This is a genomic window from Streptomyces sp. NPDC037290, from assembly GCF_055603245.1.
In genome coordinates this window covers 841,397-866,128 of sequence record NZ_JBVJVZ010000001.1, presented here as the reverse complement: position 1 = coordinate 866,128, position 24,732 = coordinate 841,397, and the positions used below count along the sequence as shown (strand labels likewise).

23 protein-coding genes are annotated in these 24,732 nt (G+C 72.2%); 7 read left to right on the top strand and 16 right to left on the bottom strand.

The window, feature by feature from the left end:
• The first annotated feature begins 49 nt into the window (after positions 1-49).
• On the top strand, positions 50-106 hold the full coding sequence (locus ACZ7HQ_RS03980) for a trp operon leader peptide (RefSeq protein ID WP_073894098.1): 57 nt from the start codon (positions 50-52) through the stop codon (positions 104-106).
• A 93-nt stretch (positions 107-199) separates the two neighbouring features.
• Positions 200-2,095: an anthranilate synthase family protein gene (locus tag ACZ7HQ_RS03975; RefSeq protein ID WP_470984288.1), complete on the top strand. Its 1,896-nt coding sequence runs from the start codon at positions 200-202 to the stop codon at positions 2,093-2,095.
• Between the two features lie 133 nt (positions 2,096-2,228).
• Here ACZ7HQ_RS03975 and ACZ7HQ_RS03970 read toward each other — a convergent pair whose 3' ends face one another.
• The 4 genes from ACZ7HQ_RS03970 to ACZ7HQ_RS03955 all read right to left on the bottom strand — a co-directional run bounded on the left by ACZ7HQ_RS03970 (position 2,229) and on the right by ACZ7HQ_RS03955 (position 6,039).
• Positions 2,229-3,257 (bottom strand): 6-phosphofructokinase, encoded by a 1,029-nt coding sequence (locus ACZ7HQ_RS03970; RefSeq protein WP_470984287.1) that lies wholly within the window; start codon positions 3,255-3,257, stop codon positions 2,229-2,231.
• 97 nt (positions 3,258-3,354) lie between these two features.
• Entirely contained in the window at positions 3,355-4,032 is a 678-nt protein-coding gene (locus ACZ7HQ_RS03965) for a response regulator (protein ID WP_470984285.1), read from the bottom strand.
• Positions 4,029-5,264 carry a MacS family sensor histidine kinase gene (gene macS, locus ACZ7HQ_RS03960; protein ID WP_470984282.1) on the bottom strand — a complete coding sequence of 412 codons (1,236 nt, stop codon included), beginning with the start codon at positions 5,262-5,264 and terminating at the stop codon, positions 4,029-4,031. The genes ACZ7HQ_RS03965 and macS overlap by 4 nt, the downstream gene beginning before the upstream one ends.
• Before the next feature lie 34 nt (positions 5,265-5,298).
• Positions 5,299-6,039 carry a lysophospholipid acyltransferase family protein gene (locus tag ACZ7HQ_RS03955; protein WP_470985199.1) on the bottom strand — a complete coding sequence of 247 codons (741 nt, stop codon included), beginning with the start codon at positions 6,037-6,039 and terminating at the stop codon, positions 5,299-5,301.
• Between the two features lie 174 nt (positions 6,040-6,213).
• Between ACZ7HQ_RS03955 and ACZ7HQ_RS03950 the strand changes: the two genes are divergently transcribed.
• Together ACZ7HQ_RS03950 and ACZ7HQ_RS03945 are read left to right on the top strand one after the other, a co-directional pair.
• Complete coding sequence (locus tag ACZ7HQ_RS03950) at positions 6,214-6,993, top strand: alpha/beta hydrolase (protein WP_470984280.1); 780 nt, start codon at positions 6,214-6,216, stop codon at positions 6,991-6,993.
• Positions 6,986-7,540, top strand: coding sequence for a hypothetical protein (locus tag ACZ7HQ_RS03945; protein ID WP_470984278.1), 555 nt, complete (start codon positions 6,986-6,988; stop codon positions 7,538-7,540). The genes ACZ7HQ_RS03950 and ACZ7HQ_RS03945 overlap by 8 nt, the downstream gene beginning before the upstream one ends.
• A gap of 148 nt (positions 7,541-7,688) precedes the next feature.
• On the opposite strand, the gene ACZ7HQ_RS03940 is transcribed toward ACZ7HQ_RS03945, so the two are convergent.
• The 6 genes from ACZ7HQ_RS03940 to ACZ7HQ_RS03915 form a co-directional block, all read right to left on the bottom strand.
• The gene (locus ACZ7HQ_RS03940) at positions 7,689-8,444 is read right to left on the bottom strand and encodes an endonuclease/exonuclease/phosphatase family protein (RefSeq protein WP_470984275.1); all 756 of its coding nucleotides are present in this window, start codon (positions 8,442-8,444) and stop codon (positions 7,689-7,691) included.
• 69 nt (positions 8,445-8,513) lie between these two features.
• Positions 8,514-9,467, bottom strand: coding sequence for an ROK family glucokinase (locus tag ACZ7HQ_RS03935; RefSeq protein ID WP_360088034.1), 954 nt, complete (start codon positions 9,465-9,467; stop codon positions 8,514-8,516).
• A 67-nt stretch (positions 9,468-9,534) separates the two neighbouring features.
• Entirely contained in the window at positions 9,535-10,035 is a 501-nt protein-coding gene (locus ACZ7HQ_RS03930; protein ID WP_470984273.1) for a DUF5304 domain-containing protein, read from the bottom strand.
• Between the two features lie 57 nt (positions 10,036-10,092).
• Positions 10,093-11,268 carry an ArsA family ATPase gene (locus ACZ7HQ_RS03925; RefSeq protein WP_470984270.1) on the bottom strand — a complete coding sequence of 392 codons (1,176 nt, stop codon included), beginning with the start codon at positions 11,266-11,268 and terminating at the stop codon, positions 10,093-10,095.
• Positions 11,269-11,311: 43 nt separating this feature from the next.
• Complete coding sequence (locus ACZ7HQ_RS03920; protein ID WP_470984269.1) at positions 11,312-11,755, bottom strand: SRPBCC family protein; 444 nt, start codon at positions 11,753-11,755, stop codon at positions 11,312-11,314.
• Positions 11,756-11,888: 133 nt separating this feature from the next.
• The gene (locus tag ACZ7HQ_RS03915; RefSeq protein ID WP_470984266.1) at positions 11,889-12,686 is read right to left on the bottom strand and encodes a metallophosphoesterase family protein; all 798 of its coding nucleotides are present in this window, start codon (positions 12,684-12,686) and stop codon (positions 11,889-11,891) included.
• Between the two features lie 296 nt (positions 12,687-12,982).
• Between ACZ7HQ_RS03915 and ACZ7HQ_RS03910 the strand changes: the two genes are divergently transcribed.
• On the top strand, positions 12,983-14,779 hold the full coding sequence (locus tag ACZ7HQ_RS03910) for an AMP-dependent synthetase/ligase (protein ID WP_470984265.1): 1,797 nt from the start codon (positions 12,983-12,985) through the stop codon (positions 14,777-14,779).
• A gap of 19 nt (positions 14,780-14,798) precedes the next feature.
• Here ACZ7HQ_RS03910 and ACZ7HQ_RS03905 read toward each other — a convergent pair whose 3' ends face one another.
• Together ACZ7HQ_RS03905 and ACZ7HQ_RS03900 are read right to left on the bottom strand one after the other, a co-directional pair.
• Positions 14,799-16,436 carry a GMC oxidoreductase gene (locus ACZ7HQ_RS03905; RefSeq protein WP_470984262.1) on the bottom strand — a complete coding sequence of 546 codons (1,638 nt, stop codon included), beginning with the start codon at positions 16,434-16,436 and terminating at the stop codon, positions 14,799-14,801.
• A 135-nt stretch (positions 16,437-16,571) separates the two neighbouring features.
• Positions 16,572-17,714, bottom strand: coding sequence for a glycosyltransferase family 4 protein (locus tag ACZ7HQ_RS03900; RefSeq protein ID WP_470984260.1), 1,143 nt, complete (start codon positions 17,712-17,714; stop codon positions 16,572-16,574).
• A gap of 120 nt (positions 17,715-17,834) precedes the next feature.
• On the opposite strand from ACZ7HQ_RS03900, the gene ACZ7HQ_RS03895 reads away from it, so the two are divergent.
• Positions 17,835-19,070, top strand: a complete 1,236-nt coding sequence (locus ACZ7HQ_RS03895; protein WP_470984258.1) for a glycosyltransferase 87 family protein — start codon at positions 17,835-17,837, stop codon at positions 19,068-19,070.
• Positions 19,071-19,151: 81 nt separating this feature from the next.
• Here the strand turns inward: ACZ7HQ_RS03895 and ACZ7HQ_RS03890 are convergent, their stop codons facing one another.
• The gene (locus tag ACZ7HQ_RS03890; protein ID WP_470984248.1) at positions 19,152-20,474 is read right to left on the bottom strand and encodes an MATE family efflux transporter; all 1,323 of its coding nucleotides are present in this window, start codon (positions 20,472-20,474) and stop codon (positions 19,152-19,154) included.
• A 103-nt stretch (positions 20,475-20,577) separates the two neighbouring features.
• Between ACZ7HQ_RS03890 and ACZ7HQ_RS03885 the strand changes: the two genes are divergently transcribed.
• Positions 20,578-21,111, top strand: a complete 534-nt coding sequence (locus ACZ7HQ_RS03885; RefSeq protein WP_470984235.1) for a PadR family transcriptional regulator — start codon at positions 20,578-20,580, stop codon at positions 21,109-21,111.
• Here the strand turns inward: ACZ7HQ_RS03885 and ACZ7HQ_RS03880 are convergent.
• The 3 genes from ACZ7HQ_RS03880 to ACZ7HQ_RS03870 all read right to left on the bottom strand — a co-directional run bounded on the left by ACZ7HQ_RS03880 (position 21,092) and on the right by ACZ7HQ_RS03870 (position 24,600).
• Positions 21,092-22,276, bottom strand: coding sequence for a hypothetical protein (locus tag ACZ7HQ_RS03880; RefSeq protein ID WP_470984234.1), 1,185 nt, complete (start codon positions 22,274-22,276; stop codon positions 21,092-21,094). The genes ACZ7HQ_RS03885 and ACZ7HQ_RS03880 overlap by 20 nt on opposite strands.
• Positions 22,277-22,304: 28 nt before the next feature.
• On the bottom strand, positions 22,305-23,333 hold the full coding sequence (locus ACZ7HQ_RS03875; protein ID WP_470984233.1) for a C40 family peptidase: 1,029 nt from the start codon (positions 23,331-23,333) through the stop codon (positions 22,305-22,307).
• A 238-nt stretch (positions 23,334-23,571) separates the two neighbouring features.
• Positions 23,572-24,600 carry a C40 family peptidase gene (locus ACZ7HQ_RS03870; protein WP_470984232.1) on the bottom strand — a complete coding sequence of 343 codons (1,029 nt, stop codon included), beginning with the start codon at positions 24,598-24,600 and terminating at the stop codon, positions 23,572-23,574.
• Positions 24,601-24,732: the final 132 nt, after the last annotated feature.

Sequence of the window (24,732 nt, the reverse complement as noted above, 5' to 3'; positions counted from 1 at the left end):
CGCCGCGCTTGTCCTGTGGACGGGGGACGGGTGCGGTAGGGTTCCTGCCATGTTCGCGCTTTCGATCCAGAACTGGTGGTGGACCGCTTCTCCGGCGGCCCACTGACTGCGCGTACGCAAGACTTCGCGAAGGCCGCCCGAGGGGCGGCCTTCGGCGTGTCCGGGGTCGTTCCTCACCGACATCGACGGAAGAGGACCCATGGACCTGGCACAGCTGCTGCACGACGACCGCCCGTTCGCCCTGCTGCGCCGTCGTACCCCGGGCCGCGACGAGCACCCGGTCGAGGTGCTGATCGGCCCGGTGAGCAGCCGCGACCGGCTCGCCGACCTGCCCGGCGAGGGCCTCGCGCTGGTCCCGTTCCGGCAGATCCGCGAGCGCGGCTTCGACGTCCGCGACGACGGCACCCCGCTGCTGGTACTGACCCCCGAGGAGTCGTACGAGATCCCGCTCGGCACGGCGCTGTCGCGGCTCCCGGCACACCAGGTGCGCGTCGAGGGCGGCGGCTTCGACGTCGGTGACGAGGAGTACGGCGAGATCGTCGGGCGGGTGCTGGCGGAGGAGATCGGCCGGGGCGAGGGCGCGAACTTCGTGATCCGGCGCACCTACGAGGGCGAGATCCCGGGGTTCGGCCGGGCCGACGCGCTCGCGCTGTTCCGGCGGCTGCTGGAGGGCGAGCGCGGCGCCTACTGGACCTTCGTCGTGCACACCGGGGACCGCACCCTGGTCGGGGCCAGCCCCGAGGTGCACGTCCGGATGTCGGGCGGCACGGTCGTGATGAACCCGATCAGCGGGACGTACCGCTATCCCGCCGACGGCCCGACGCCCGAGCACCTGCTGGACTTCCTCGCCGACGGCAAGGAGACCGAGGAGCTGTCGATGGTCGTCGACGAGGAGCTGAAGATGATGTGCACCGTCGGCGACAGGGGCGGGGTCGTCGTCGGGCCGCGGCTGAAGGAGATGGCGCACCTCGCGCACACCGAGTACGAGCTGCGCGGGAAGTCCTCCCTGGACGTGCGGGAGGTGCTGAAGGAGACCATGTTCGCGGCGACGGTCACCGGGTCGCCGGTGCAGAACGCGTGCCGGGTCATCGAGCGGTACGAGCCCCTCGGGCGCGACGGTGCGGGCCGTGGCTACTACGCGGGGGCGCTGGCCCTGCTCGGCCGGGACTCCGGCGGTGCGCAGACCCTGGACTCCCCCATCCTGATCCGCACCGCCGACATCTCCGCCGGGGGGCACCTGCGCGTTCCGGTCGGCGCCACGCTGGTGCGCGGCTCGGACCCGGCGGGCGAGGTCGCCGAGACGCACGCCAAGGCGGCGGGCGTACTGGCGGCCCTCGGGGTGGGGCCGTCCCGGCCCCGCGAGGAGCGGGAACGGCCCCGGCTGGCCGACGACCCCCGGGTGCGGGCGGCGCTGGACGGGCGGCGGGCCGCGCTCGCGCCGTTCTGGCTGCGGATGCAGGAGCCGGCCCAGGAGCTGACCGGACACGCCCTCGTCGTCGACGGCGAGGACACCTTCACCGCGATGCTGGCGCACGTGCTGCGCTCGGCCGGCCTGGACGTGACCGTACGGCGGTACGACGAGCCGGGGCTGCGGGCGGCCGTGCGCGCGCACGGGGGCCCGCTGGTGCTCGGTCCCGGTCCGGGCGACCCGACGGACCTCGCCGACCCGAAGATGCGGTTCCTGCGGGAACTGACCGCCACGGTGATCAGGGAGCACCGGCACGGGGTGCTGGGTGTCTGCCTGGGCCATGAGCTGATCGCGGCCGAGCTGGGCCTGGACATCGTCCGCAAGGAGGTGCCGTACCAGGGGGCGCAGACCACGATCGACCTGTTCGGGCGGGCCGAGACCGTCGGCTTCTACAACAGCTTCGTCGCCCGCTGCGACGACGAGGCGGCCCGGGAGCTGGCCGCGCACGGCGTCGAGGTGAGCCGCGCGGCCAACGCGGAGGTGCACGCGCTGCGCGGGCCGGGCTTCGCGGGCGTGCAGTTCCACCCGGAGTCGGTCCTCAGCCTGCGCGGCGCCGCGGTCGTACGGGAACTGGTGGGTCAGCTGCGCGGGACGAGCACGTTCTCCGAGCGGCGGCCGGCCGTGTAGTCCAGGACGTCGCGTGCGCCCGTGCATGTCGCGGCCCATGAGTCCGTCGAAGCCTGTCGCAGGGGGCCATGGGCCGCGGGTACGGCCCATGGCCACGCGGTGCCGGGCCGGCGTCGGCGTCGGCGTCGGCGCGTCAGCCGAAGAACACGCCGGCCTCTTCGTAGAGCTTCGGGTCCACCGTCTTCAGCCGGGCCGTGGCCTCGGCGAGCGGGACGCGGACGATGTCGGTGGAGCGCAGGGCGACCATGGTGCCGAAGTCGCGGTCGTGGACGCAGTCGATGGCGTGCAGGCCGAAGCGGGTGGCGAGCCAGCGGTCGAAGGCGCTGGGCGTGCCGCCGCGCTGGATGTGGCCGAGGACGGTGGTGCGGGACTCCTTGCCGGTGCGCTTCTCGATCTCCTTCGCCAGCCATTCGCCGATGCCGGACAGGCGGACGTGCCCGAAGGAGTCGAGCGACTCGTCCTTCAGGACCGCGTCCCCGTCCTTTGGCATCGCGCCTTCCGCGACGACCACGATCGGTGCGTACGACGCCTTGAACCGGGAGGTGATCCAGGCGCACACCTGGTCGAGGTCGAAGCGTTGCTCGGGGATGAGGATGACGTTGGCACCGCCGGCGAGACCGGAGTGGAGGGCGATCCAGCCGGCGTGCCGGCCCATCACCTCGCAGACGAGGACCCGCATGTGGGACTCGGCGGTGGTGTGCAGGCGGTCGATGGCCTCCGTGGCGATACCGACCGCGGTGTCGAAGCCGAAGGTGTAGTCGGTGGCGGACAGGTCGTTGTCGATCGTCTTGGGTACGCCGACGCACGGCACGCCGTACTCGTCGGACAGCCTCGCGGCGACCCCCAGCGTGTCCTCGCCGCCGATCGTGACGAGGGCGTCGATCTCCTGCTTGGCGAGGTTCTCCTTGATACGGCGGATGCCGTTCTCCACCTTGAGGGGGTTGGTGCGCGAGGAGCCGAGAACGGTGCCGCCGCGCGGCAGGATGCCGCGCACGGCCGGGATGTCGAGGCGCACGCTGTCGCCTTCGAGAGGTCCGCGCCAGCCGTCCCGGAAGCCGACGAAGTCATAGCCGTACTCCTGCACGCCCTTGCGGACGATGGCCCGGATGACGGCGTTGAGCCCGGGGCAGTCGCCGCCTCCGGTGAGTACTCCGACCCGCATGAAATGTCCCTTCGCCGCAGTTGCCTGACGAATGGTCACGCTAATGGTGATTCACGTCACACAGCGAGAGGCATGAAGGGCAATTCAGTTGAACGGGTCACTCGTCGTCGAGGCCGCGCTCTATCGCGTACCGCACCAGCTCGACCCTGTTGTGCAGTTGCAGCTTGCCGAGGGTGTTCTGCACGTGGTTCTGGACCGTGCGGTGGGAGATGACGAGGCGTTCGGCGATCTGCTTGTAGCTCAGGCCCTTGGCGACCAGCCGCAGCACCTCCGTCTCGCGGTCCGTCAGCCGGGGCGCACCCGGCTCGTCCGTGTCGGGCGCGGGCGTGGGCTCGGCGGCCAGGCGGCGGTACTCGCCGAGGACCAGACCGGCGAGGCCGGGCGTGAACACGGGGTCGCCGACGGCGGTACGGCGCACGGCGTCCAGCAGTTCCCCGGTGGAGGCCGACTTCAGCAGATAGCCGGTCGCGCCGGACTTCACGGCCTCCAGCACGTCGGCGTGCTCACCGCTCGCCGACAGGACCAGGACGCGCAACGCCGGGTTGTGGCCGACCAGTTCCTTGCACACCTGGACGCCGGGCTTGGCGGGCAGGTTGAGGTCCAGCACGAGGACGTCGGGGGCGGCGGCCTTGGCGCGGCGCACCGCCTGCTCGCCGTCGCCGGCGGTGGCGACCACCTCGAAGCCGGACTCGGAAAGGTCCCGGGCGACCGCGTCGCGCCACATCGGGTGGTCGTCGACCACCATGACCTTGATCGGGTCCTGCTGCTCGCTCATCGCTGCCCCGCCTTCTTCCCCCGCGCCCGTCCGGCGCCCTTCGGTACCTTCAGTTCCACTTCCGTGCCCTGCCCGGGCACGGAGACGAGGTCGGCGCTGCCGCCCAGGTCGCGCAGCCGCCCCCGGATCGACTGGGCCACACCGAGCCTGCCCTCGCCCTCGGCCTGGGCGAGCCGGCCCTCGGGGATGCCGGGGCCGTCGTCCCGGACGGTCACGACGATTTCGTCCGGCTCGTCCTCGACCAGGATCCAGGCCCGGGCCCCGTCCCCGGCGTATCTGCGGACGTTGTCCAGGGCGGCGCCGACCGCGGCCGCCAGCTCCCGGGCGGCCGGCCGGGGCAGCTCGACCGGCGCACCGGGCTCGGCCAGGCTCACCCGGGCGCCCGCGTACGGCGCCAGCAGGGAGCGCAGATCGAGCGGGCCGTCCGGTTCGTCCTCGTACGGCTCCTCGACGACCCGTACGACCGCTCCGGCCGAGGCGTCCTCCGACACCCGGGAGACCGGCACCAGACCGCCGGAGACCAGGGTGCGCAGGGCCACTTCCTGCTCCCCGGCGAGCCGTCCCAGCTCCGCCGCCTCGCCGCCGATGACCGCGCCGCGCCGCTGCACCATCGCCAGCACCTGGAGCACGCCGTCGTGGATGTCCCGGGCCAGCCGCTCGCGCTCCCGGGTCGCGGCCTCGATCTCCAGCGCGCGGGCCAGGGTGCGCTCGGAGGCGCGGGCGACCTCCACGACGTAGCCGATGGCGATCGAGGCCACCCAGACCAGGATCACGTTGTGCACGGTGTCCCGGGCGGGGGTGCCCCGCTCGACCAGGTTCACGGCGGCCACGGCCGTGGAGGCGGCGGCCGCCCAGCGCCAGCCGCCCTTGAGGGCGAAGGCCAGTACCGAGCCGGCGGTCCATATCGACGGCAGGGTGGGGCCGCCGCTCATGATCCGCTCATGGTTGTCGGCGAGCGGTGTGAGCAGGATGCCGACGAGGGCGACGGTCAGGTCGGTGGCCAGGAAACGCCTGGTGCAGCTCGCCGCGTTGCGCACCCAGGGCAGGGTGGCGAGGGTCCACACGAACAGGACGGCGAAGTAGGCGACGGCGACCCAGGGGCGGACGAAACGGGAGTACGCGGTGGCGCACAGGCCGATGGCGTACAGCATGGTCAGCACGCGGTAGCCGGTGAGCGCGCGCCACAGCGGCAGCTCGACCGACATCCTCATGACGCGCTCGCGCTCGGGCATGTCCCCCGGCCCCCCGATTCCCCCGGCTCCCCGCCTACCCCTGCGCCTTCTTCTCCGCTTCCCTGGCCTTCTCGGCTTCCTTGGCCACCTTCGCCGCCTCCGCGATCTGCCGCTTGGCCGCCGTGGCGTAGATGTCGACGTACTCCTGGCCGGAGAGCTTCATGATCTCGTACATGACCTCGTCGGTCACGGCGCGCAGGACGAAGCGGTCGTGCTCCATGCCGTGGTAGCGGCTGAAGTCCAGCGGCTTGCCGATCCGGATGCCGGGCCGCATCAGCTTCGGCATCACCTTGCCGGGCGGCTGGATCTTCTCGGTGTCGATCATGGCCACCGGGATGACCGGAGCGCCCGTGGCGAGCGCCACGCGCGCGAGGCCGCCGGGCTTGCCCCGGTAGAGCCGCCCGTCGGGCGAGCGGGTGCCCTCCGGGTAGATGCCGAAGAGCTCGCCGCGCTCCAGCACCTCTATGCCGCTCTTGACCGCGGCCTCACCGGCGCCGCGCGCCCCGGACCGGTCCACCGGGAGCTGTCCGACACCCTTGAAGAAGGCCGCCGTCAGCCGCCCCTTGACGCCCGGGGTGGTGAAGTACTCGGCCTTCGCGATGAAGGTGACCTTGCGGTCCAGCACCGCGGGCAGGAAGAACGAGTCCGAGAAGGAGAGGTGATTGCTCGCCAGGATGGCGGCTCCCTCGGCAGGTACGTTCTCCAGGCCTTCCACCCAGGGCCTGAAGGCGACCTTCAGCGGCCCGCCGATGGCGACCTTCATCGTCCCGTACAACACCCGTGTGCCTCCTGTTTCCGTCGAACAGACCTTAACCCGGAGGACCGTCAATGGCCCCGACGACCCTGGTCGGTGTCAGTGCGGTCGCGTACGGTGAACCACATCCGCGCGTTGTCCCTCGCCTCTGCCGGCCACCGGTGGGGGCCCTTTCAGAAGACAGGAGCGTCAAAGGTGCCGGTCCTCCCCGGAGCCGAGCCGTACCGCCACGAGGGCGGGGAAGTGGGGGTCCTCCTCTGCCACGGCTTCACCGGCTCACCCCAGTCGCTGCGCCCCTGGGCGGAGCACCACGCGGCGCACGGCCTGACAGTGTCGCTGCCGCTGCTGCCCGGCCACGGCACCCGCTGGGAGGACATGCAGCTCACCGGCTGGCAGGACTGGTACGCGCAGGTGGACCGCGAGCTGCGCGTCCTGTCCGAGCGCTGCTCCCGGGTGTTCGTCGCGGGCCTGTCGATGGGCGGCGCCCTGGCGCTCAGGCTGGCGGCGCGGCACGGCGAGCGGGTGCGGGGCGTCGTGGCCGTCAACCCGGCGAACAGGGTGCACGGCCTGTCGGCGTACGCCCTTCCGGTGGCCCGGCACCTGGTGCGCACGACGAAGGGCATCGCCAGCGACATCGCGAAGGAGGGCGCCGCCGAGCTGGGCTACGACCGGGTGCCCCTGCACGCGGCGCACTCGCTGCGGGTGTTCCTGCGCCGGCTGGACGGCGAGCTGCCCCAGGTCACCCAGCCGCTGCTGCTGCTGCGCAGCGCGCAGGACCATGTCGTCCCGGCGGCCGACTCGGCGCGGGTGCTGAGCCGGGTGTCGTCCACGGACGTGACGGAGATCGTGCTGGAACACAGCTACCACGTGGCGACGTTGGACGAGGATGCGGACCGGGTCTTCGAGAAGAGCCTTGCCTTCATCGGCCGGCTCGCACCCAGTCTCGGCGAGGAAGGGACGGCCACAGTTGGCTGAGCACGAGTCCGACCGCGAGGACCGCGAGCCGGACGAGCAGAAGGTGCCCTTCGACGAGGACGCCGTCTGGCGCGCCATCGTCGCCGGGTACGGCGAGGAGCCGCCGGATCCGCCGGGCGCCAGGCCCTACAAGCCGGTGGAGGACCTGGTGCTGCCCGAGCCGGAGAAGGACGGCGAGAGCGACACCGGCAAGGCACCGGTCCGGCCGCTGGGCAGCTCCGTCTCGTTCGCGCCCGGTGTGGGCCCGCGCGACTACACGGCCCCGGAACCCTCCGAGGACGACTTCGACGAGGACGACGAGGGTCACTTCGTACCGCCGGAGCCGCCGCCGCTGCCGACCGCCGACACCACGGCGAAGTTCGCCTGGCTGGGTGTGGTCGGCGGGCCGGTCCTGCTTCTGCTGGCGGTGCTGTTCGGCTGGGAGATGACCTGGTGGCTGACGACCCTCGGCATCGGGGGCTTCCTCGGCGGCTTCGCCACGCTGGTGATGCGCATGCGCACGGGCGACGAGGAGGACGACGACCCCGGGCGCGGGGCCGTGGTCTGAACTTTGTCCAGGCTCCGTGGGGCTCACCTCTCGTGAGCCCGTGCCGCGCGACACCCTGAGCTGCCGGAGCTCTACACGCCGGACTGGCGCGGCACCGTCCGTGGCTGGTGCGGGCGACCGGCTCCCACCTCCTTGGTTCAAGCGGGACTCAGGCCGCCGGTACCCGCAGTGCCGCAAGGACCGGGAGGTGGTCCGTGGCCGCGTTCAGGTCGGCCCGGGTGACGCCCGGCTGGCCGAGCGGGACCCCGCAGCCGAGGACCTCGATGCCCTTCGTCGCGAAGACGGCGTCGATGCGCTGCGGGGGCTCGCTGTGCGGCCAGGTGTCCCCGCCGCCCCAGGGAGCCGCGGCCCGGCAGTCCTGGAGGCTCGCGGAGAGCAGCCGGAAGGCGGGGCCGTCGGGGCCCTCGTTGAGGTCGCCGCCGGCGACGGCGTGCTGCACGCCCAGGCCGGCGAGCCGGTCGAGGAGCATGCGGCCCTGCTCGTACCGCTCCTTGCTCTCCAGGCTCAGATGGCAGCTGAGCACGCCCAGCCGGACCCCGCCGAAGCGGATCACCGCCGTGGCGAAGCCGCGCCGGTGCAGGCCGGGGGTGAGGGGCAGCAGGACGTCTTCCGTCCGCTCCACCGTGGCCCGCAGCGAGCAGAGGATCGCCGGGCCCGCTGCGGGGGCCCCGCCGGTGAGGATGACCTGGCCGGATGCCGCCGCCAGCCGGGCCAGCTTCTTGCGCCAGCGGAAGAAACGGGGGGCTTCCTGGATCAGGACCAGGTCGGGGGCGCAGGCCGTGATCACCCGGGCTAGGGCGTCGGTGTCGTCGCGCATCGAGCGGACGTTGTAGCTCAGGACGCGGATGACCGCGGAACCGTCGGGTTCTGTACGGGAGTTGGGAAGCAGCGTGCTGGTCGCCATGCCGATCAACATACGACGATGCCCGCCCGTCCCGGGACCGGACGCGGCGGGCACCTTCGTACGGCCTCACTACATGATCGGGTCGGGCTCCCGGGCCAGGTCGGCCGCGCCCACCAGGCCCGCCTTGTTGCCGAGCTGGGCCGCGATCACGTCGGCCACCGGGCGCCAGTTGCCGCCCACCAGCCAGCGCTTGTAGGACTTGCGGATCGGGTCGAGGACCAGCTCGCCCTCGTCGGAGAGACCGCCGCCGACGATGAACGCGGACGGGTCGAAGAGCGAGGCCAGGTCGGCGAGGCCGGCGCCGGCCCAGCGGGCCAGCTCACGGTAGGAGTCGACGGCGACCGGGTCGCCCTGGCGGGCGGCCATGGAGATGTGCTTGCCCTCGATGCCGTCGGGGGTGCCGTCACCGAGGCCGAGCAGGATCTCGGCGCTCTCGGGGGTGGCGTTGGCGCGCTGCTTGGCGTAGCGGACCAGGGCGCGGCCGGAGGCGTACTGCTCCCAGCAGCCCTGCGAGCCGCAGCCGCACAGCAGGCCGTCCGGCACCATGCGGATGTGGCCGAACTCGGCCGCGACCCCGAAGTGACCGCGGCGCAGCTTGTTGCCGATGATGATGCCGCCGCCGAGGCCGGTGCCGAGGGTGATGCAGATGACGTTGCGGTGGCCCTTGCCGGCGCCGAACTTGTACTCGCCCCAGGCGGCGGCGTTGGCGTCGTTCTCGACCACGACCGGGAGGCCCACGCGGGCCTCGACCTTCTCCTTCAGCGGCTCCTGGCGCCAGTCGATGTTCGGCGCGAAGTACACCGTCGAGCGCTGCCGGTTCACGTAACCGGCCGCACCGATGCCCACGCCGACGATCTCGTGTCCGGCACGCGCACCCTCCACCGCCGAGGCGATGGCGTCCACGATGGCCTCGGGCGTGGTGGGGGTCGGCACCTTGAAGGTCGAGAGGATGTTGCCTTCCTCGTCGACCACGCCGGCCGCGATCTTGGTGCCGCCGATGTCGACGCCGATGGTGAGTCCCATGAATCCCTCAGTTTCGGTCGAGCCCCGCTACGGCCAACCGTACCCGAGGCCCTGCTGGAGGGGGGCTTCAGTCCAGGTCGATGCGTTCCCCTGGGCCGGTGCCCTCGCCCCCGTCGCGCCGGCCGTCCGGCCCCTTGCCGGTGAGGTCGTCGGCGGTGCGGGCGGTCCAGCGGCGCTCCTGGGCCTGGACGGCGGAGCGGTAGGCGGCGAGCAGCTCACCGCCGGCCGCGGCCAGGTGGTCGAAGACGTCCGGGTTGCGGTCCACGACGGGCTCGACGGCGGCCTTGGCCTGCTGGACAACCTGGCGCACCACCTGCTGGGCGGCCGGCCCCGCAAGGCTGCCGAGGAGCGGTGACGAGAGGCCGGACAGCTTGTCGGCCACCGTGTCCACGAGTTTCTTCAGTTCCTCGGCGGCCGAGCCGGGCTCGGGGCCGTACTCGGCGCGGCGGCGGGCCTTCTCGGCGGCGAGGTCCTCGGCGCAGGCCGTGGCCCAGGCGTCGGCGTCGGTCGCCCGCCCCTGTTCCTCATGTCCCTCGGACGAGTCGGCTGCGGGACGCTCTTCGCTCATGGCGGACTCCTGACTACGGTTCGCCTTTACGACGTTACCCGAACAGGCGTATCCGGTTCACCGTCCGCCGGCGGGCCACAGGCCGGGGTCCGGGGCGAAGCGGATGCGCAGTTCACCGTCGCGGAGGGCGGCACCGGCGACGGTGCAGCGGCGCAGGGCGGACGGCAGCGGCACGAGCCGGCGGAAGGGGCCCGCGGTGATGACGAGTTCGTCGCCCCGCCGGATCAGGTCCAGCTCCTCCCGTATCACGCCGGGCAGCGGGATGTGCCAGACCAGTACGCCGTCCTCGGCGATCCGGTCGGCGACGGGCCACTCGACCGGGGCGGGTGAGGGGTTGACGGCGGGCAGGGTGAGGGCGGTGAGGTCGTCGGTGCCGCGCGGGTCGCGGCCGAGGTGGGGGACGGGGTGGACGCCGTACGGCTCCTCCTGCCAGTCGGCGAGCGTCTTGCGCTGCTGGGCGAGGAGGGAGGACAGCCAGCTGTCGGGGGCTGCCTCGGGGAGGGTGCGGTTGGCGATCAGGGCCTCGGTCCGCAGGCCGCGCAGGGCGAGGCCGAGGCGGGCGGCGCGTACGGCGTCGGCACCGGCCGGGCCGGGTTCGGCGACCAGGCGTACGGCGGTGCTCCGGTCGGTGAGGACGGCCTCGACGGCGCCCAGTTCGACGTCCCAGCGGGCCGCGGTCTCGTACAGCCAGTCGGCGGGCATGGGGACGCCGGCCAGCCGGCCGAGGACCGGGCGCAGGGCACGGGCCGCCTGCCGCTCGGGCGGGAGCAGACGGCGCAGATAGCGGTGCAGCTCCTCGGGGAGGGCGAGCAGGGCGAGGGCCTGAGGAAGGGGCGGGAGGTCGACGACCAGGAGGTCGTAGCGCTCGGAGAGGGCGGCGTCCCGCAGGGCGCGCAGGAAGGACAGCTCCTCGGCGCCGGGCAGCGGGGTGACCTCCTCGGCGTCCAGCCGGGCGGCGCCGAGGAGGTCGAGGACGTTCGCCGCGCGGCTCTGGAAGGCGGTGAGGTCCTGACGGAACCGTTCGGCGGCGTCCGGGCGCCAGGTGGTGAGGTTCGAGGCGGCCTCGGCGGGGGCCGGTCCTGTCGCGGAGCCCAGCGCGGCGCCCGGGGTGTCGGTGCGGTCGGCGCTGAGGAGGAGGGTGCGGGTGCCCTCGCGGGCGGCGGCGAGCGCGGTGGCGGCGGCGATCGTGGTACGACCGCTGCCGCCTGGGCCCGTGATCAGGATGGTGCGCATGGGGGTGAACGGTACCGTCGTGCGCCGGGTCCGAACGGGGTGACTACTTCTCCCCGGACTCCACCCTCTTCTTCAGACCCGCGAGCGCGCGGTCGATGATGACCTTCTCCGCCTTGCGCTTGATCATGCCGAGCATGGGGATCTTGACGTCGACCGTCAGGAGGTAGGTGACCTCGGTGGCGCCGGGGCCGCTGGGCTTGAGGAGGTACGAACCGTCCAGGGAGCGGAGCATCTGGGACTTGACCAGGGTCCAGGAGACCTCGTTGGCACCGGTCCAGGTGTAGGCGAGCGTCTGGTCGTCCTTGATCGCCCCCGCGTCCATGACGAGGCGGACCTGCTCGGCGCGGCCCTGGTCGTCGGTCTTGAGGACCTCCGCCTCCTTCACCTCACCCGTCCAGTCCGGGTAGCGGGCGAAGTCGGCGATCACCTCCATGACGTCGGCCGGTGCCGCCTCGATCGTGATGCTCGAGCTGGTGTGTTCCGCCATCGCCGTGGCTCCTCCAGATGCGGGCCGGTACAGAGGTCGTCGTGCGCACGTGTGTGCAGCGTGAAGGCTACCGCGCCGCCGACCAGCCGCCTTCACCCCATGTCCCCCACAGCACCGGGCGCCGGCCTGCGGATCACCATTCGAGCGCCCAGGGGCGGCCCGTCCCGGCGAAGTGGCCCACGTTCACGCACTCGGTCGCACCGATCCGCATCCGGTGCGCGAGCGGCTGGTGGACGTGGCCGAAGAGGGAGTAGCGGGGTCTGGTGCGGCGGATCGCGGCCAGCAGGGCGCGGCTGCCGCGCTCGAAGCGGCGGGCGACGGTGTCGTAGACCAGCTCGGGAACCTCCGGCGGGATGTGCGTGCACAGCACGTCGACCTCGCCGACGGCCTCGATCTTCGCCGCGTACTCCTCGTCACTGATCTCGTACGGCGTCCGCATGGCCGTCCGCAGGCCGCCGCCGACGAAGCCGAAGGTCCAGCCGCCGATCTCCACCCGCTGGCCGTCGAGGACGGTGGTGCCGGGCCGGGCGTACTCCGGCCACAGGGGCGGCATGTCGACGTTGCCGTAGGTGGCGTACGTCGGGGTGGGGAACGCGGCGAACAGCTCGGCGTACTGCTTGCGCACCGCCTTCTCGATGGCCGTGGCCCGGTCGGTGCCGATGCCGCCCCACAGCCGGGCGCCGAACTCCCGGGCCTCCTCGAAGCGGCGGGCGGTGCGCAGCTCGACGATCCGGTCGGCGTTCTCCTCGCCGAACAGGTCGGGGAAGATGCCGCGCGAGTGGTCGGCGTAGTCGAGGAAGAGGACGAGGTCGCCCAGGCAGATCAGGGCGTCGGCACCGTCACCGGCCCGGGCCAGGTCGCGGGCGTTGCCGTGCACGTCGCTGACCACGTGCACGCGCGTCCTTCGGTTGCCGGAGCGTGTGGATGCCATGGCGATCAAGGGTAGGCCTGTGGGTTGTGCGTGAACAGTGTCGGCCCCGCCTGCGGTTACTCGCCGGTCGGTTCAGCCGTGGACTACTGTGCGCGAAGGAACGCCAACATGTGTGACGCAGCGAACATCTCACCGGGACCCCCTGTCGGGAACGCCATACCGGCGGGTAACGTCCGGGCAGTCCAGTCGTGCTCTGGATTTCAACAGCTGAATTCCCGAGCACCTGCCCGAGCCTTGGACCGCACCGTCGCATCACACAGTGTCGTGGCGCCGGCGCCCTATGAGGAGCAGCAGTCTTGCGCGAGTTCAGCCTTCCGGCTTTGTACGAGGTCCCCGCGGACGGCAATCTGACCGACATCGTCCGCAGAAACGCCGCGCAGCATCCCGACGTCGCCGTCATCTCCCGCAAGTCCGGCGGTGCCTGGCAGGACGTGACGGCCCGGGAGTTCCTGGCCGAGGTGCACACCGCCGCCAAGGGTCTCATCGCCGCCGGGGTGCAGCCGGGCGACCGGGTGGGCCTGATGTCCCGCACCCGGTACGAGTGGACGCTCCTGGACTTCGCGATCTGGAGCGCCGGCGCGATCACGGTGCCGGTGTACGAGACCAGCTCGCCTGAGCAGGTGCAGTGGATCCTGTCCGACTCGGGCGCGACCGCGTGCATCGTGGAGCTCGACAACCACGCGGCGGCCGTGGAGTCGGTGCGCGAGTCGCTGCCCGCCCTCAAGCACGTCTGGCAGATCGAGGCCGGGGGCGTGGAGGAGCTGGGGCGGCTCGGGCAGGACGTGTCGGACGAGACCGTCGAGGAGCGCAGCTCGCTCGCCAAGGCCGACGACCCGGCGACCATCGTGTACACGAGCGGCACCACCGGCCGCCCCAAGGGCTGTGTGCTCACCCACCGCAGCTTCTTCGCCGAGTGCGGCAACATCGTGGAGCGGCTGCGCCCGCTGTTCCGTACCGGCGAGTGCTCGGTCCTGCTCTTCCTGCCGCTCGCCCACGTCTTCGGCCGGCTGGTGCAGATCGCGCCGATGATGGCGCCCATCAAGCTGGGCTGCGTCCCGGACATCAAGCACCTCACCGACGAGCTGGCCGCCTTCCGGCCGACGCTGGTCCTCGGTGTGCCGCGCGTCTTCGAGAAGGTCTACAACTCGGCGCGCGCCAAGGCGCAGGCGGACGGCAAGGGCGCGATCTTCGACAAGGCGGCGGACACGGCGATCGCCTACAGCAAGGCGCTGGACAGCCCGTCCGGGCCGGCGTTCGGGCTGAAGGTCAAGCACAAGGTCTTCGACAGGCTGGTCTACAGCAAGCTGCGCGCGGTGCTCGGCGGCCGGGGCGAGTACGCCATCTCCGGCGGTGCCCCGCTGGGCGAGCGGCTCGGCCACTTCTTCCGGGGCATCGGCTTCACCGTACTGGAGGGCTACGGCCTGACCGAGTCCTGTGCGGCCACCGCCTTCAACCCGTGGGACCGGCAGAAGATCGGCACGGTCGGCCAGCCGCTGCCCGGCTCGGTGATCCGGATAGCGGACGACGGCGAGGTGCTGCTGCACGGCGAGCACCTGTTCAAGGAGTACTGGAACAACCCGGGCGCGACGGCGGAGGCCCTGGCCGACGGCTGGTTCCACACCGGGGACATCGGCACCCTGGACGAGGACGGCTACCTCAGGATCACCGGCCGCAAGAAGGAGATCATCGTCACGGCCGGGGGCAAGAACGTGGCCCCGGCGGTGATCGAGGACCGCATCCGGGCGCACGCGCTGGTCGCGGAGTGCATGGTGGTGGGCGACGGACGGCCGTTCGTGGGCGCGCTCGTCACCATCGACGAGGAGTTCCTGGGCCGCTGGGCCACCGAGCACGGCAAGCCGGCGGGTGCCACCGCGGCGTCGCTGAAGGACGACCCGGATCTGCAGGCGGCGATCCAGGCGGCGGTCGACGACGGCAACGCCGCGGTGTCGAAGGCGGAATCGGTGCGGAAGTTCCGCATTCTGTCCTCCCAGTTCACGGAGGAGTCGGGCCACCTCACCCCGTCGCTGAAGCTCAAGCGGAACGTGGTGGCGAAGGACTACGCGAACGACATCGAGGCCATCTACGCCAAGTAGCCTCCTTCCTGGAAGAGCGTCATGGCGCGGTGTCCTCGGCGAGGACCCGCGCCATCGTGCGTTCGGCGAGCGCGGTGATGGTGACGAACGGGTTCACGCCGATGTTGCCGGGCACGAGCGAGCCGTCGGTGACGTACAGCCGTGGATACCCCTTCACCCGGCCGTAGTCGTCGGTGGCCCTGCCGAGGACGCAGCCGCCCAGCGGGTGGTAGGTGAAGTCGTCCGCGAAGACCTTGCTGGTCGGACCGAACAGGTCGTAGCGGTAGATGGTCGCGTTGGCCAGGTTGATCCGGTCGAACAGCTTCTTGGCCATGCTCACCGACACCGCGCTCTGGGCCGCGGTCCAGCCGAGCCTGACCGCGCCGGTGGCGGAGTCGTAGGTGAAGGCGGCCCGTTCGGGGTTCTTGGTGATCGCGAGGTACAGGCTGATCCAGTGCTCGAAACCCATGGGCAGCGGGGCGATCTCGGCGAAGACCGGGTTGTCGGCGTTGGCCCAGTCGTCGATGCCCATCACCGGCATGGTGGCCTCGTTGGCGCCGACGGTGTCCCAGACGTGGTTGGCGCGGCCGAGCATGGTGTTGCCGTTGGTGCCCCAGCCCGCGCCCACGGCGGAGTTCAGGTCGGGCAGGGTGCCGGTGTCCCGGGCGCGGACGAGGAGTTCGGTGGTGCCGAGGCTGCCACCGCCGAGGAAGAGGTACCTGCAGCTGTACTGCTTGGTCTCGACGACCGCACCGGTGGCGTCGATCCGGTCGGCGGTCAGGACGTACGACCCGTCGCTCGCCCGGCTGACGGACCTCACCCTCTCCAGGGTGTGGATGGTGACGTTGCCGGTGCCGAGGGCTGCGGCCAGATAGGTCTTGTCGAGGCTCCGCTTGCCGTGGTTGTTGCCGTAGATGACCTCGCCGGCGAGCGCCGACTTCGTGGCCGTACCGGCGGCCTCCTGCTGCATGTAGCCGAAGTCGTAGACGTTCGGCACGAAGGTCGTCTTCAGGCCCGCGTTGCCGGCGGCCTTGCGGGAGGTGCGGGTGAACCGGTACCACTCGGTGGACTCGAACCACGCCGGGTCGATCGTGTTGACGCCCAGCATGGCGCGGGCGCGGGGGTAGTAGGTGCCGTACATCTCGTCGGCGTCCACGGTCGGGAACTGCTCGGTGAAGTAGGACCTCAGGGGCGTGACCGCCATGCCGCCGTTGACGAGGGAGCCGCCGCCGACGCCGCGGCCGACGTAGACGGACATGTTGTCGTAGTGCACGCGGTCCAGGACGCCGGGGTAGGAACTGATGTCCTTGTTGACCACGTCCAGCCAGAGGAACGCGGCGAGCGGGGCCTCGGTGCGGGTGCGGAACCACATGGAGCGCTGGTCGGGGGCGGCGGTGGAGCAGAAGATCCTGCCGTCGGTCCCGGTGGTGTTCCACAGCCGGCCCATCTCCAGCATGAGCGTCCGGATACCGGCCTGGGCCAGGCGGAGGGCGGCGACGGCACCGCCGTATCCGGTGCCCACGACGATGGCGGGGGCGGTTTCGACCGCGTCGGGCTGCGCCGCTTGGGCCGACTTCAGGCTGATGCGGGTGAAGCCGAGGGTGGCCGCGGTCTGCAGTGCGGCCATGCCGAGTATGTGACGTCTTGTCAGCTGACGTCTTATCAGGTTTGCTGTCATGGGCGCAGCATGGGCGGATTTTTCGGTTCCGCCAAGAGGAAGAGCGCCTTGTGGGGTGCCAGGTGCTCGTCGTCGGCGACCGCGGGTTCGTTGTGGTTGATCGCGCAGTTCCCCGCGCCCCTGGGTTGGCTGCCCCTACAGCAAGTTCTTGAGTTCCTCGGCGAGCAGGTCCCAGCGCCACTTCTCTTCGACCCACTGACGCCCTCGCTCGCCCATGCGGCGCCGCAGCTCGGGGTCGCGCAGCAGGGCCACGATGCGGTCGGCCGCCTCCGCCGGTTCGCCGCCCCTGACGACCCAGCCGGTCTCACCGTCCAGCACCGCGTCCGGTGCGCCGCCCGAGTCGCCCGCCACCACCGGCAGGCCCGTCGCGGAGGCCTCCAGGTAGACGATGCCGAGGCCCTCCACGTCCAGGCCGCCCCGCCGGGTCCGGCAGGGCATGGCGAAGACGTCGCCGGCGCCGTAGTGGGCGGGCACGTCGGACCAGGGGACGGTGCCGGTGAAGCGTACGGAGCCGGCGACACCGGTCTCGGCCGCCATCCGCCGCAGGTCCCGCTCGTAGGGGCCGCCGCCCACGATCAGCAGGACGGTGTCCGGCTCGGCGGCGAGGATGCGGGGCATGGCCTGGATGAGCGTGTCCTGGCCCTTGCGCGGGACCAGCCGGGAGACGCAGACCACGACCGGGCGGTCGGTGAGGCCGAGGCGGGCGCGGACCTCGTCGCCGCCGGAGGCCGGGTGGAACGTCTTCTCATCGACCCCGGGCGGCAGCTGGACCATCCGCCCGGCGGCCTCGGGGGTGAGCGCGGTGGCGATGCGGGAGCGGGTGTACTCACCCAGATAGGTGAGCGTGTCCGTCGATTCGCCGATCCGGCGCAGCAGTTGCCGGGCGACGGGCAGCTGGGCCCAGCCGGCCTCGTGGCCGTGGGTGGTGGCCACCAGCCGCTCGGCACCCGCCCTGCGCAGCGCCGGGGCCATGAGGCCGAGCGGGGCCGCCGCACCGAACCACACCGAGGTGCACCCGTGCTCACGCAGCAGGTCCACCGTCCGCCGGGTCACCCGCGGGGTCGGCAGCAGCATCGTCGTACGGTCGCGTACGACGGTGAAGGGCTGCTCGGCGTCGAAGGCGGCCGTGGCCTGGGCGCCCTCCCGTCCGCGCTTCCAGGTGGAGGCGTGGACGACCAGCCGGCCGGGGTCCAGGCGGAGGGCCATGTTGTGCAGGAAGGCCTGGATGCCGCCCGGCCGGGGCGGGAAGTCGTTGGTGACGATGAGGGTCTTGTGCATCGCCGCCGACCCTACCCAATGGGCCGGGCGAGGCCGAGCGTGTGGCAGGCGCACCGCCGGGCAGGACATCATGGTCCCCGACGCGTCCATCGAAGCGAGAATCGAACGGCAGGGGAACACGTGGAGACGAAGGGCACCGCGCGGTCCCTGGCATGGCTGCTCGCGATCTGGGGCGTCACCCGCGTGGCGTTGCTGCTGTTCGTCTTCCGGGTGTACACCTTCCCGGGGCCGGACGTCACCTCCGACGTGTCGGTGATCTACCGGGGCTGGTACGAGGTACTGCGCCAAGGAACGTTTCCGCTGGACGACGTGACCTGGCAGTACCCGCCGGTCGCGGCCCTGGCGGTGCTCTCCCCCGCCGTGCTGCCGTTCCTGTCCTACGCACACGCCTTCTTCGTGCTGGCGTTCCTCGCCGACGTGGTCGTGCTCGCGCTGCTGCTGTACCCGGGCCGGCACTCCGGCCGGTCGCTGCGCGGGGCCTGGCTGTGGGTCGCGGGCGTCGCGCTGCTCGGGCCCACGGTGTACGCCCGCTACGACCTGATGGTGACCGCGGTGGCCGTGGCGGCGCTGCTCGCCGGGGTCCGGCGGCCGCGGGTGATGGGGGCGCTGACCGCGGTCGGGGCGCTGCTGAAGGTGTGGCCGGTGCTGCTGCTGGTCGGGGCCGTGCGGCGGCGGGCGTGGGCGGCGGCGGTGGTGACGGCGGCCGGGCTCGCGGCGGTGTTCGCGGTGTCCATGCCGGGTGCGTTCGCCTTCCTGACCTTCCAGCGGGACCGGGGCACCGAGGTGGAGTCGCTGGGCGCGCTGGTCTTCCATGTGGCCCGGCACTTCGGCTGGAAGGGCCAGGTGCTGCTGAACTACGGGTCGATCGAGTTCGTGGGCCCGCACGTGGACCAGGTCAGTGCGGCGGCGCTGGTGCTGACCGGGACGGCGTTCGGCTGGCTGCTGCTGTGGCGGCTGCGGGCGACGCGCAGGGCTCCGCACACGCTGGCGGACGCGGCCTTCACCGCCGTGCTGCTCTTCACGGTCACCAGCCGGGTGATCAGCCCGCAGTACCTGGTGTGGCTGATCGGGCTGGCGGCTGTCTGCCTGTCGTACCGGGCGAGCCGGATGGGGGCACCCGCGCTGATGGTGGCGGCGGCGTGCTTCGTGACGGTCCTGGAGTTCCCGCTCGGCTTCTCGCACGTGGTGATGAGCGACTGGTACGGCGTCCTGCTGATGCTGGTGCGCAACGGCCTGCTGGTCGCGGCCTCGCTCTCGGCGGCCCGCCGGCTGTGGCGCTCGACCGTCCCCCCGGCACCCACCGCCCCGCTCCCGCCCCAGCCCACCCACCCCCGCCAGACCCCGGTCTCCTCCTGACCCAGCCCGCCTGGCCCCGGGCAGCCCGCGGCCTCCTGTCGGCTCGGCCCGCCTGGCCCCTGCAGAACCCGACCTCCCGGCTCAGCCCGCGTGGGTCAGGGACGGATCGGGGGCTTTGCGGTGCTCGGGTCGTCGTAGCAGGGCCGTCACGGCCGCGCACTGTACAGCCATCGCCAGCGCCAGGGCCAGGCAGATACCGGGCAGGCCGAGACCGCACAGGGCGTGCGCGAGGGGCAGTTGGACGGCCGTGCCGAGCAGGGTGATCCGCAGCAGCGCCGGTGCTCCCCCGCTGCCCTCGAAGACACCGCCGAGCGCGATGAAGCAGGCCATCAGCAGCAGATAGGGGCCGACCCAGCGCAGGAACAGCACGCCCTGGTGGGCGACGTCGGGTCCGGCACCGAAGGCGGCCATGATCCAGGGGGCCGCCGCGGCGCACCCGGCGGCGGCGGTCAGGCCCAGGGCAACGGAGACCAGCACCGCCTGCCGGCCGATGTCCCGCCGCGCGTCCGCGCCCGCGCCTCGGGTGTGCGCGGTGTGGATCGCGGCGGCCTGCCGTACGGCGTAGAAGGCCATGGTGGCGACGTACAGGGCCTTGTAGGCGATGGCATAGGCGGCCACCGCCGTCACCCCGAGCCGGGCCACGATCGCAACCAGGGCCAGCGCCGCGCCCTGGCGCACCGTGAAGTCAGCGGACATGGGCAGGCCGGTGGTGAGGGTACGGCGCAGGGCGGCGCCGGCCGGTTCGGCGGGCGGGACCCGGGCCGCCGATCGCAGCAGGGCGTTGCGCCGCAGGGCGCGCAGGCCCGCAGCGAGGGCCACCGAGCGGCACAGCACGGTGGAAACCGCCGCGCCCCGGACACCGTGGAGATGGATCAGGACGGGGTCGCACAGCAGGATCAGCCCGTTGGCGAGGAGGGCGAGCCGCATCGGTGTGCGCGTGTCGCCGGTGCCTTTGAGGATGCCGTCGACGAGCTGCTGGGCGAAGAAGACGGCCATGCCGGGCAGGGAGATCGCGAAGTAGCCGGCGGCCAGGCTGCGGGCCGCTCCGCCGTGGCCGCCGAGGACCAGGCCGGCCAGGGGCTCCCGCAGCAGCAGGCCGCCCACCACGACCACGGGCGTCACCAGCCCGCACAGTGCCCAGCCGCCCCGCACGGCGGTGCGTACGGCGGCCGGGTCCCGGGCCCCTCGGGCGTGCGCCACCAGCACCGTCGTACCGGAGGCGAAGACCAGCGCGACGCCGAGCAGCACGTTCTCGGTGTTGGTGGCGACGGCCACGGCGGCGACGGCCGCGCCCCCGAGCCGGGAGACCCAGACGGTGTTGATGATCCCGGAGGCGACCGAGGCGAGCAGGGAGAGGTAGACGGGCCGGGCGAGTGCGGTGAGCTGCTTGCGGTGGGCGTTCACACGGATTCCCCTCGTCGAGCCACCCCGCTTCGACATAGCTCGAATAGAGGTAGCTCGAATAGAGGTAACATGGCGCCCGAGGCCGTCGCAAGGAGGAAATCGCGTGCTGGAGTTGTCGATCCTCGGATTCCTCGCCGAGGAGCCGCTGCACGGTTACGAGCTGAAGGAACGCATCAGGGCGCTGAGCGGCCATGTCCGCCCGGTCAGCGACGGCGCGCTCTACCCGGCGATCAACCGGCTCCTCGCCGCCGGACTGCTCGACCAGCGCACCGAGGACGGCGCCGGCGCCGCCCCGCGCCGGGTGCTGTCCCTGACCGCCGAGGGCCGCAAGGAGCTGCTCGCTCGGCTGCGCGGTCCGAAGCAGGCGGAGATCACCGACCAGGTCCGCTTCAACACGCTCCTTGCCTTCCTGCGGCACCTGGACGACCCCGCCGAGCAGGCCGCGGTACTGCGCCGGCGGCTGGACTTCCTCCAGACCCCGGCGAGCTTCTTCTACCGGGAGGGCGAGCCGGTGTGTGCCGAGGGCGCCGGGGACCTGTTCCGGGAGGGCATGCTGCGGGTCGCCCGGGCCACCGGGGAGGCGGAGCGGGCCTGGTTGCGCGAGGCCGTCGACGCGCTCAGCCGAGCTGCGCCCTGACGTACTGCCGCCACCGCTCGGTGAAGGCTCCGGGAGTCGTGCCGAGCACCGTCCTCAGGGCGCCCTCGACCGCGCCCGCCCGCTTCTCGTGGGCGCCGACGGCGCGGTAGAAGGCGCCGAGCCGGGCCGTGCCCCAGTGGGCCGCGATCATCCGGCAGGCCAGCCAGCCGCCCTCGTAGGCCTGCGCCAGCTCGGCCGGGTCGCTGGTGAAGCGGAAGTCCTTGTCGGAGGGGAGTGCGGTGGGCACGTGGCCGCCCTGGACGGCGCGGGTCAGTTCCGGCGCGGCCTCGGTGGGGGTGCGGCCGGTGCCGAGGTAGCCGATCCAGTCCGCGTAGCCCTCGGAGAGCCACAGCGGGGTGGCGGCGGTGGTCTGCGCGCGGGTGGCCACATGGGTGGCCTCATGGGTGAGCACCACCTGTTTGCCGACGTCGCCGAGGACGGCGTACGCGTCCGGGTTGACGACCACCCGGTCCGCGGGCGCCCGGCCGGACCCTCCCGCCTCGCCGGTGGTGACGGCCGCGATGCCCCGGTAGTCGGCGGCGGGCGAGTCCAGCAGTGCCCCCATGTCCTTGAGGGACCGCGGGACGAGGACGACGACATGGCGGCTCCAGCCGGTGCCCCAGGCCCGGGAGACGGCCGGGACCGCGCGGTCGGCCAGGGTGACGTAACCCCGCAGCCCGGTGGCCGTCCGGCCGGTGCCCAGCACCAGGCTGTGCGCGCCCCGCACGGCGGTCACCGGACCCTGGTCCCACAGCTGCTGCCCGGCGCCCTTCGCGGGCTCGTCGGAGGTGACGTACCACTTGCCGTCGACGGTGCGGCCGAGGGTGAGGGTGCGCCGGGCGTCGACCGGAGCCCTGTCGTACCCGGCGACGCGGTAGTTCAGGTCGGCGTCGGCGGTGGCACCGGAGGAGGTGCGGCGCAGGGCGGTGACCCGGTAGCTCCAGGAGGCCAGCGGGAGGGCGCGCAGCCGGATGTACTCCGCCCGGGTGCCGGTCGCGTCGTAGGCCGTCTCGTCGTGGCCGAGGAGGGCGGCTGAGCGCCGGTCGAGCAGGTGCTGCACCTCGCCACGGGCCGTGTCGTTCCCCGCGACCCCGCATCCGGCCAGGGGCAGCACCAGACCGAGGCCCACGGCCCCGATGCTCCACCCCCGTCTGCGACCTGCCACTTCCCGATCGTAACGGCGCGCGGCGCGGTCAGGGCCGGGTGACCGACGAGATGGGCATCATCCCGACCGGGTCGTAGCGCACCGGCGCGCCCGGATAGGGGGCGTGGATGACCTGTCCGTTGCCGACGTACATCCCCACGTGGCTGGCGTCGGAGCGGTAGACCACCAGGTCGCCGGGGCGGGCCTCGGACAGCGGGATCTGCCGGCCGGCGAAGCGCTGCTCCTGCGAGGTGCGCGGCAGCTGGATCCCGGCGTGCGCGTACGACCACTGCATCAGGCCCGAACAGTCGAAGCCCGCGGGGCCGTTGGCGCCCCACACGTACGGGCGGCCGAGTGCGGAGCGGGCGGCGGCCACCGCGGCGGCGGCGCGGGCGTCGGGCAGGACGGCACCGGCCAGGTCCGGAAGGCCGGGCAGGTCGATGCGGTCGGGGCCGTCGGAGCGCGAGGCCCGGCCGTAGGCGGCGCGGTCGGCGGCGGACATCGAGTTGAGCAGCTGCCGGGCCTTGACGAGCTTGGTCTCCACGGTCCGCTTGTGCGCGGCCACCGCCTTGCGGCTGTTCTCCAGCGCGGCGAGCTTCCCGGCCGCCTCCGTGCGCTCCTGGGCGAGGTTCCTGAGCGCGGACCGCAACTCCCGCAGCCGGCCGGCCTGCTGGGCGCCGATGCGGTCGAGGGTGGACGCCTTGTCGAGGTAGTCGGCGGGGTCGTCGGAGAACAGCAGCGCGACGGCCGGGTCGATGGCGCCCGCGCGGTACTGGGCGCCCGCCAGCGAACCGAGCTGCTCGCGCAGGGTGTTGATGCGCTCCTGCAGCCGGGCGATGTGGTCCTGGGCGTCCCGCACCTCGCGGCGCAGGGTGCCCTCCTGCTCCTGGGCCCTGTCGTAGGCCTGGGTCGCCCGCTCGGCCTCGTGGTAGAGCCGGTCCACCTCGGCACGGCTGTCGGCGCGCGGCGCGGCGTGCGCCGGTACGGCGCCGAGCGCGGCGGCCGCGGCCGACAGCACACACAGGGCGGCGGCGCCCCGGTCGAACCCGGACGAGGCAAGGCGGCGATGAGACCCCACGGCAGTCCTTCTGCTGGCGGACGGATACCGCTCCCCCGGCGCCTGGGGACGGGGAGGCCCCGGCGCCGGGGAAACGCGGCAGACAGTAGCCGCAGGGAAGGGCGCCGGCGAAAGCCGGCGACGGCGCAAAACGGTGACGCCCCGCCACTGACGCAGGTCATGGGCGGGGCGTGGGGTCAGTTACGGTCCGCGGGATTCGCCCGTTCGGACGTCACCGTTTCCGGGTGTCGCAGTTGCCTCAGACCCGGACGCCGAACTGGAAGGGCATGTCGGACATCGCCTCGTAGCGGACCACGGCACCGGTGTGCGGGGCGTGCAGCACCTGGCCGTTGCCGGCGTACAGACCCACGTGGTGCAGGTCGCCGTAGAAGAAGACCAGGTCGCCGACCTGCAGGTCGTTGACGGAGCTGATCCGGGTGCCGATGTTGGCCTGCGCCTCGGAGGTGCGCGGGATGGAGACGCCGGCCTGGGCGTAGGCCCAGGAGGTCAGGCCCGAGCAGTCGAAGGAGGACGGGCCGGTGGCGCCGTAGACGTAGGGCTTGCCGATCTGGCTCTGGGCGGCGGAGAAGGCCGCGCCGGCCCGGCCGGAGGCGGGCGGGGTGTCGCCGAGGTTCACCCGCGCACTGGAGGAGCGGTCGGCGCGCTGCTGCTGGGCGGCCAGGTCCGCCTTCTCCTTGGCCGTGAGGCTGTTGAGCAGCTTCTGCGCGTCGGCGAGCTTGCCCTGGACTTCCTTCTTCTTGTTCTCCAGCTCGGTGCGCGTGGAGGAGAGGTCCTTGAGCTTCTCGGCGGCCTCGGCGCGCTCCTGGGCGAGTTCGCGCTGTTTGTCCTGAATCTTCTTCAGGGCGTCGACCTGCTGGGCGCTCAGCTGGTCGAGCGTGGAGGCCTTGTCGAGGAAGTCGTCCGGGTTGGAGGACAGGAAGAGCTGGACCGAGGGGTCTATGCCGCCCGAGCGGTACTGCGAGGTCGCCAGCGAACCCAGGCCGTCGCGGAGCTTGTTGAGGTCCTGCTGACCCCGCGCGACGTTGTCCTGGATCGTGGATATCTCCTTCTGCAGCTTCTGCTGCTTCTCCTTCGCCCCGTCGAACTTCTCGGTGGCCTGCTCGGCCTCCTGGTAGAGCTTGTCGACCTTGGCCTTGACCTGGTCCTTGCTGAGCTTCGGCGCGGCATTGGCAGCGTTCGCGCTCAGTACGACGGCAGCGGCGGCTGCGGTGGTCAGCACGGTCACGCGAGCGCGACTCTGCTGCTTGGGTCGACGGTGGGACGCCACGGGGGACGAACTCCTTCTTGTGAGTGAGTGAGTGATCACCCGTTCGGAGGTTCGAGCCCAGACCCTAGTGACCCAGTTGTGATCAGTTCAAATCCTCACACCAGAAAATCCCATCACGCAATGCATTCTTTG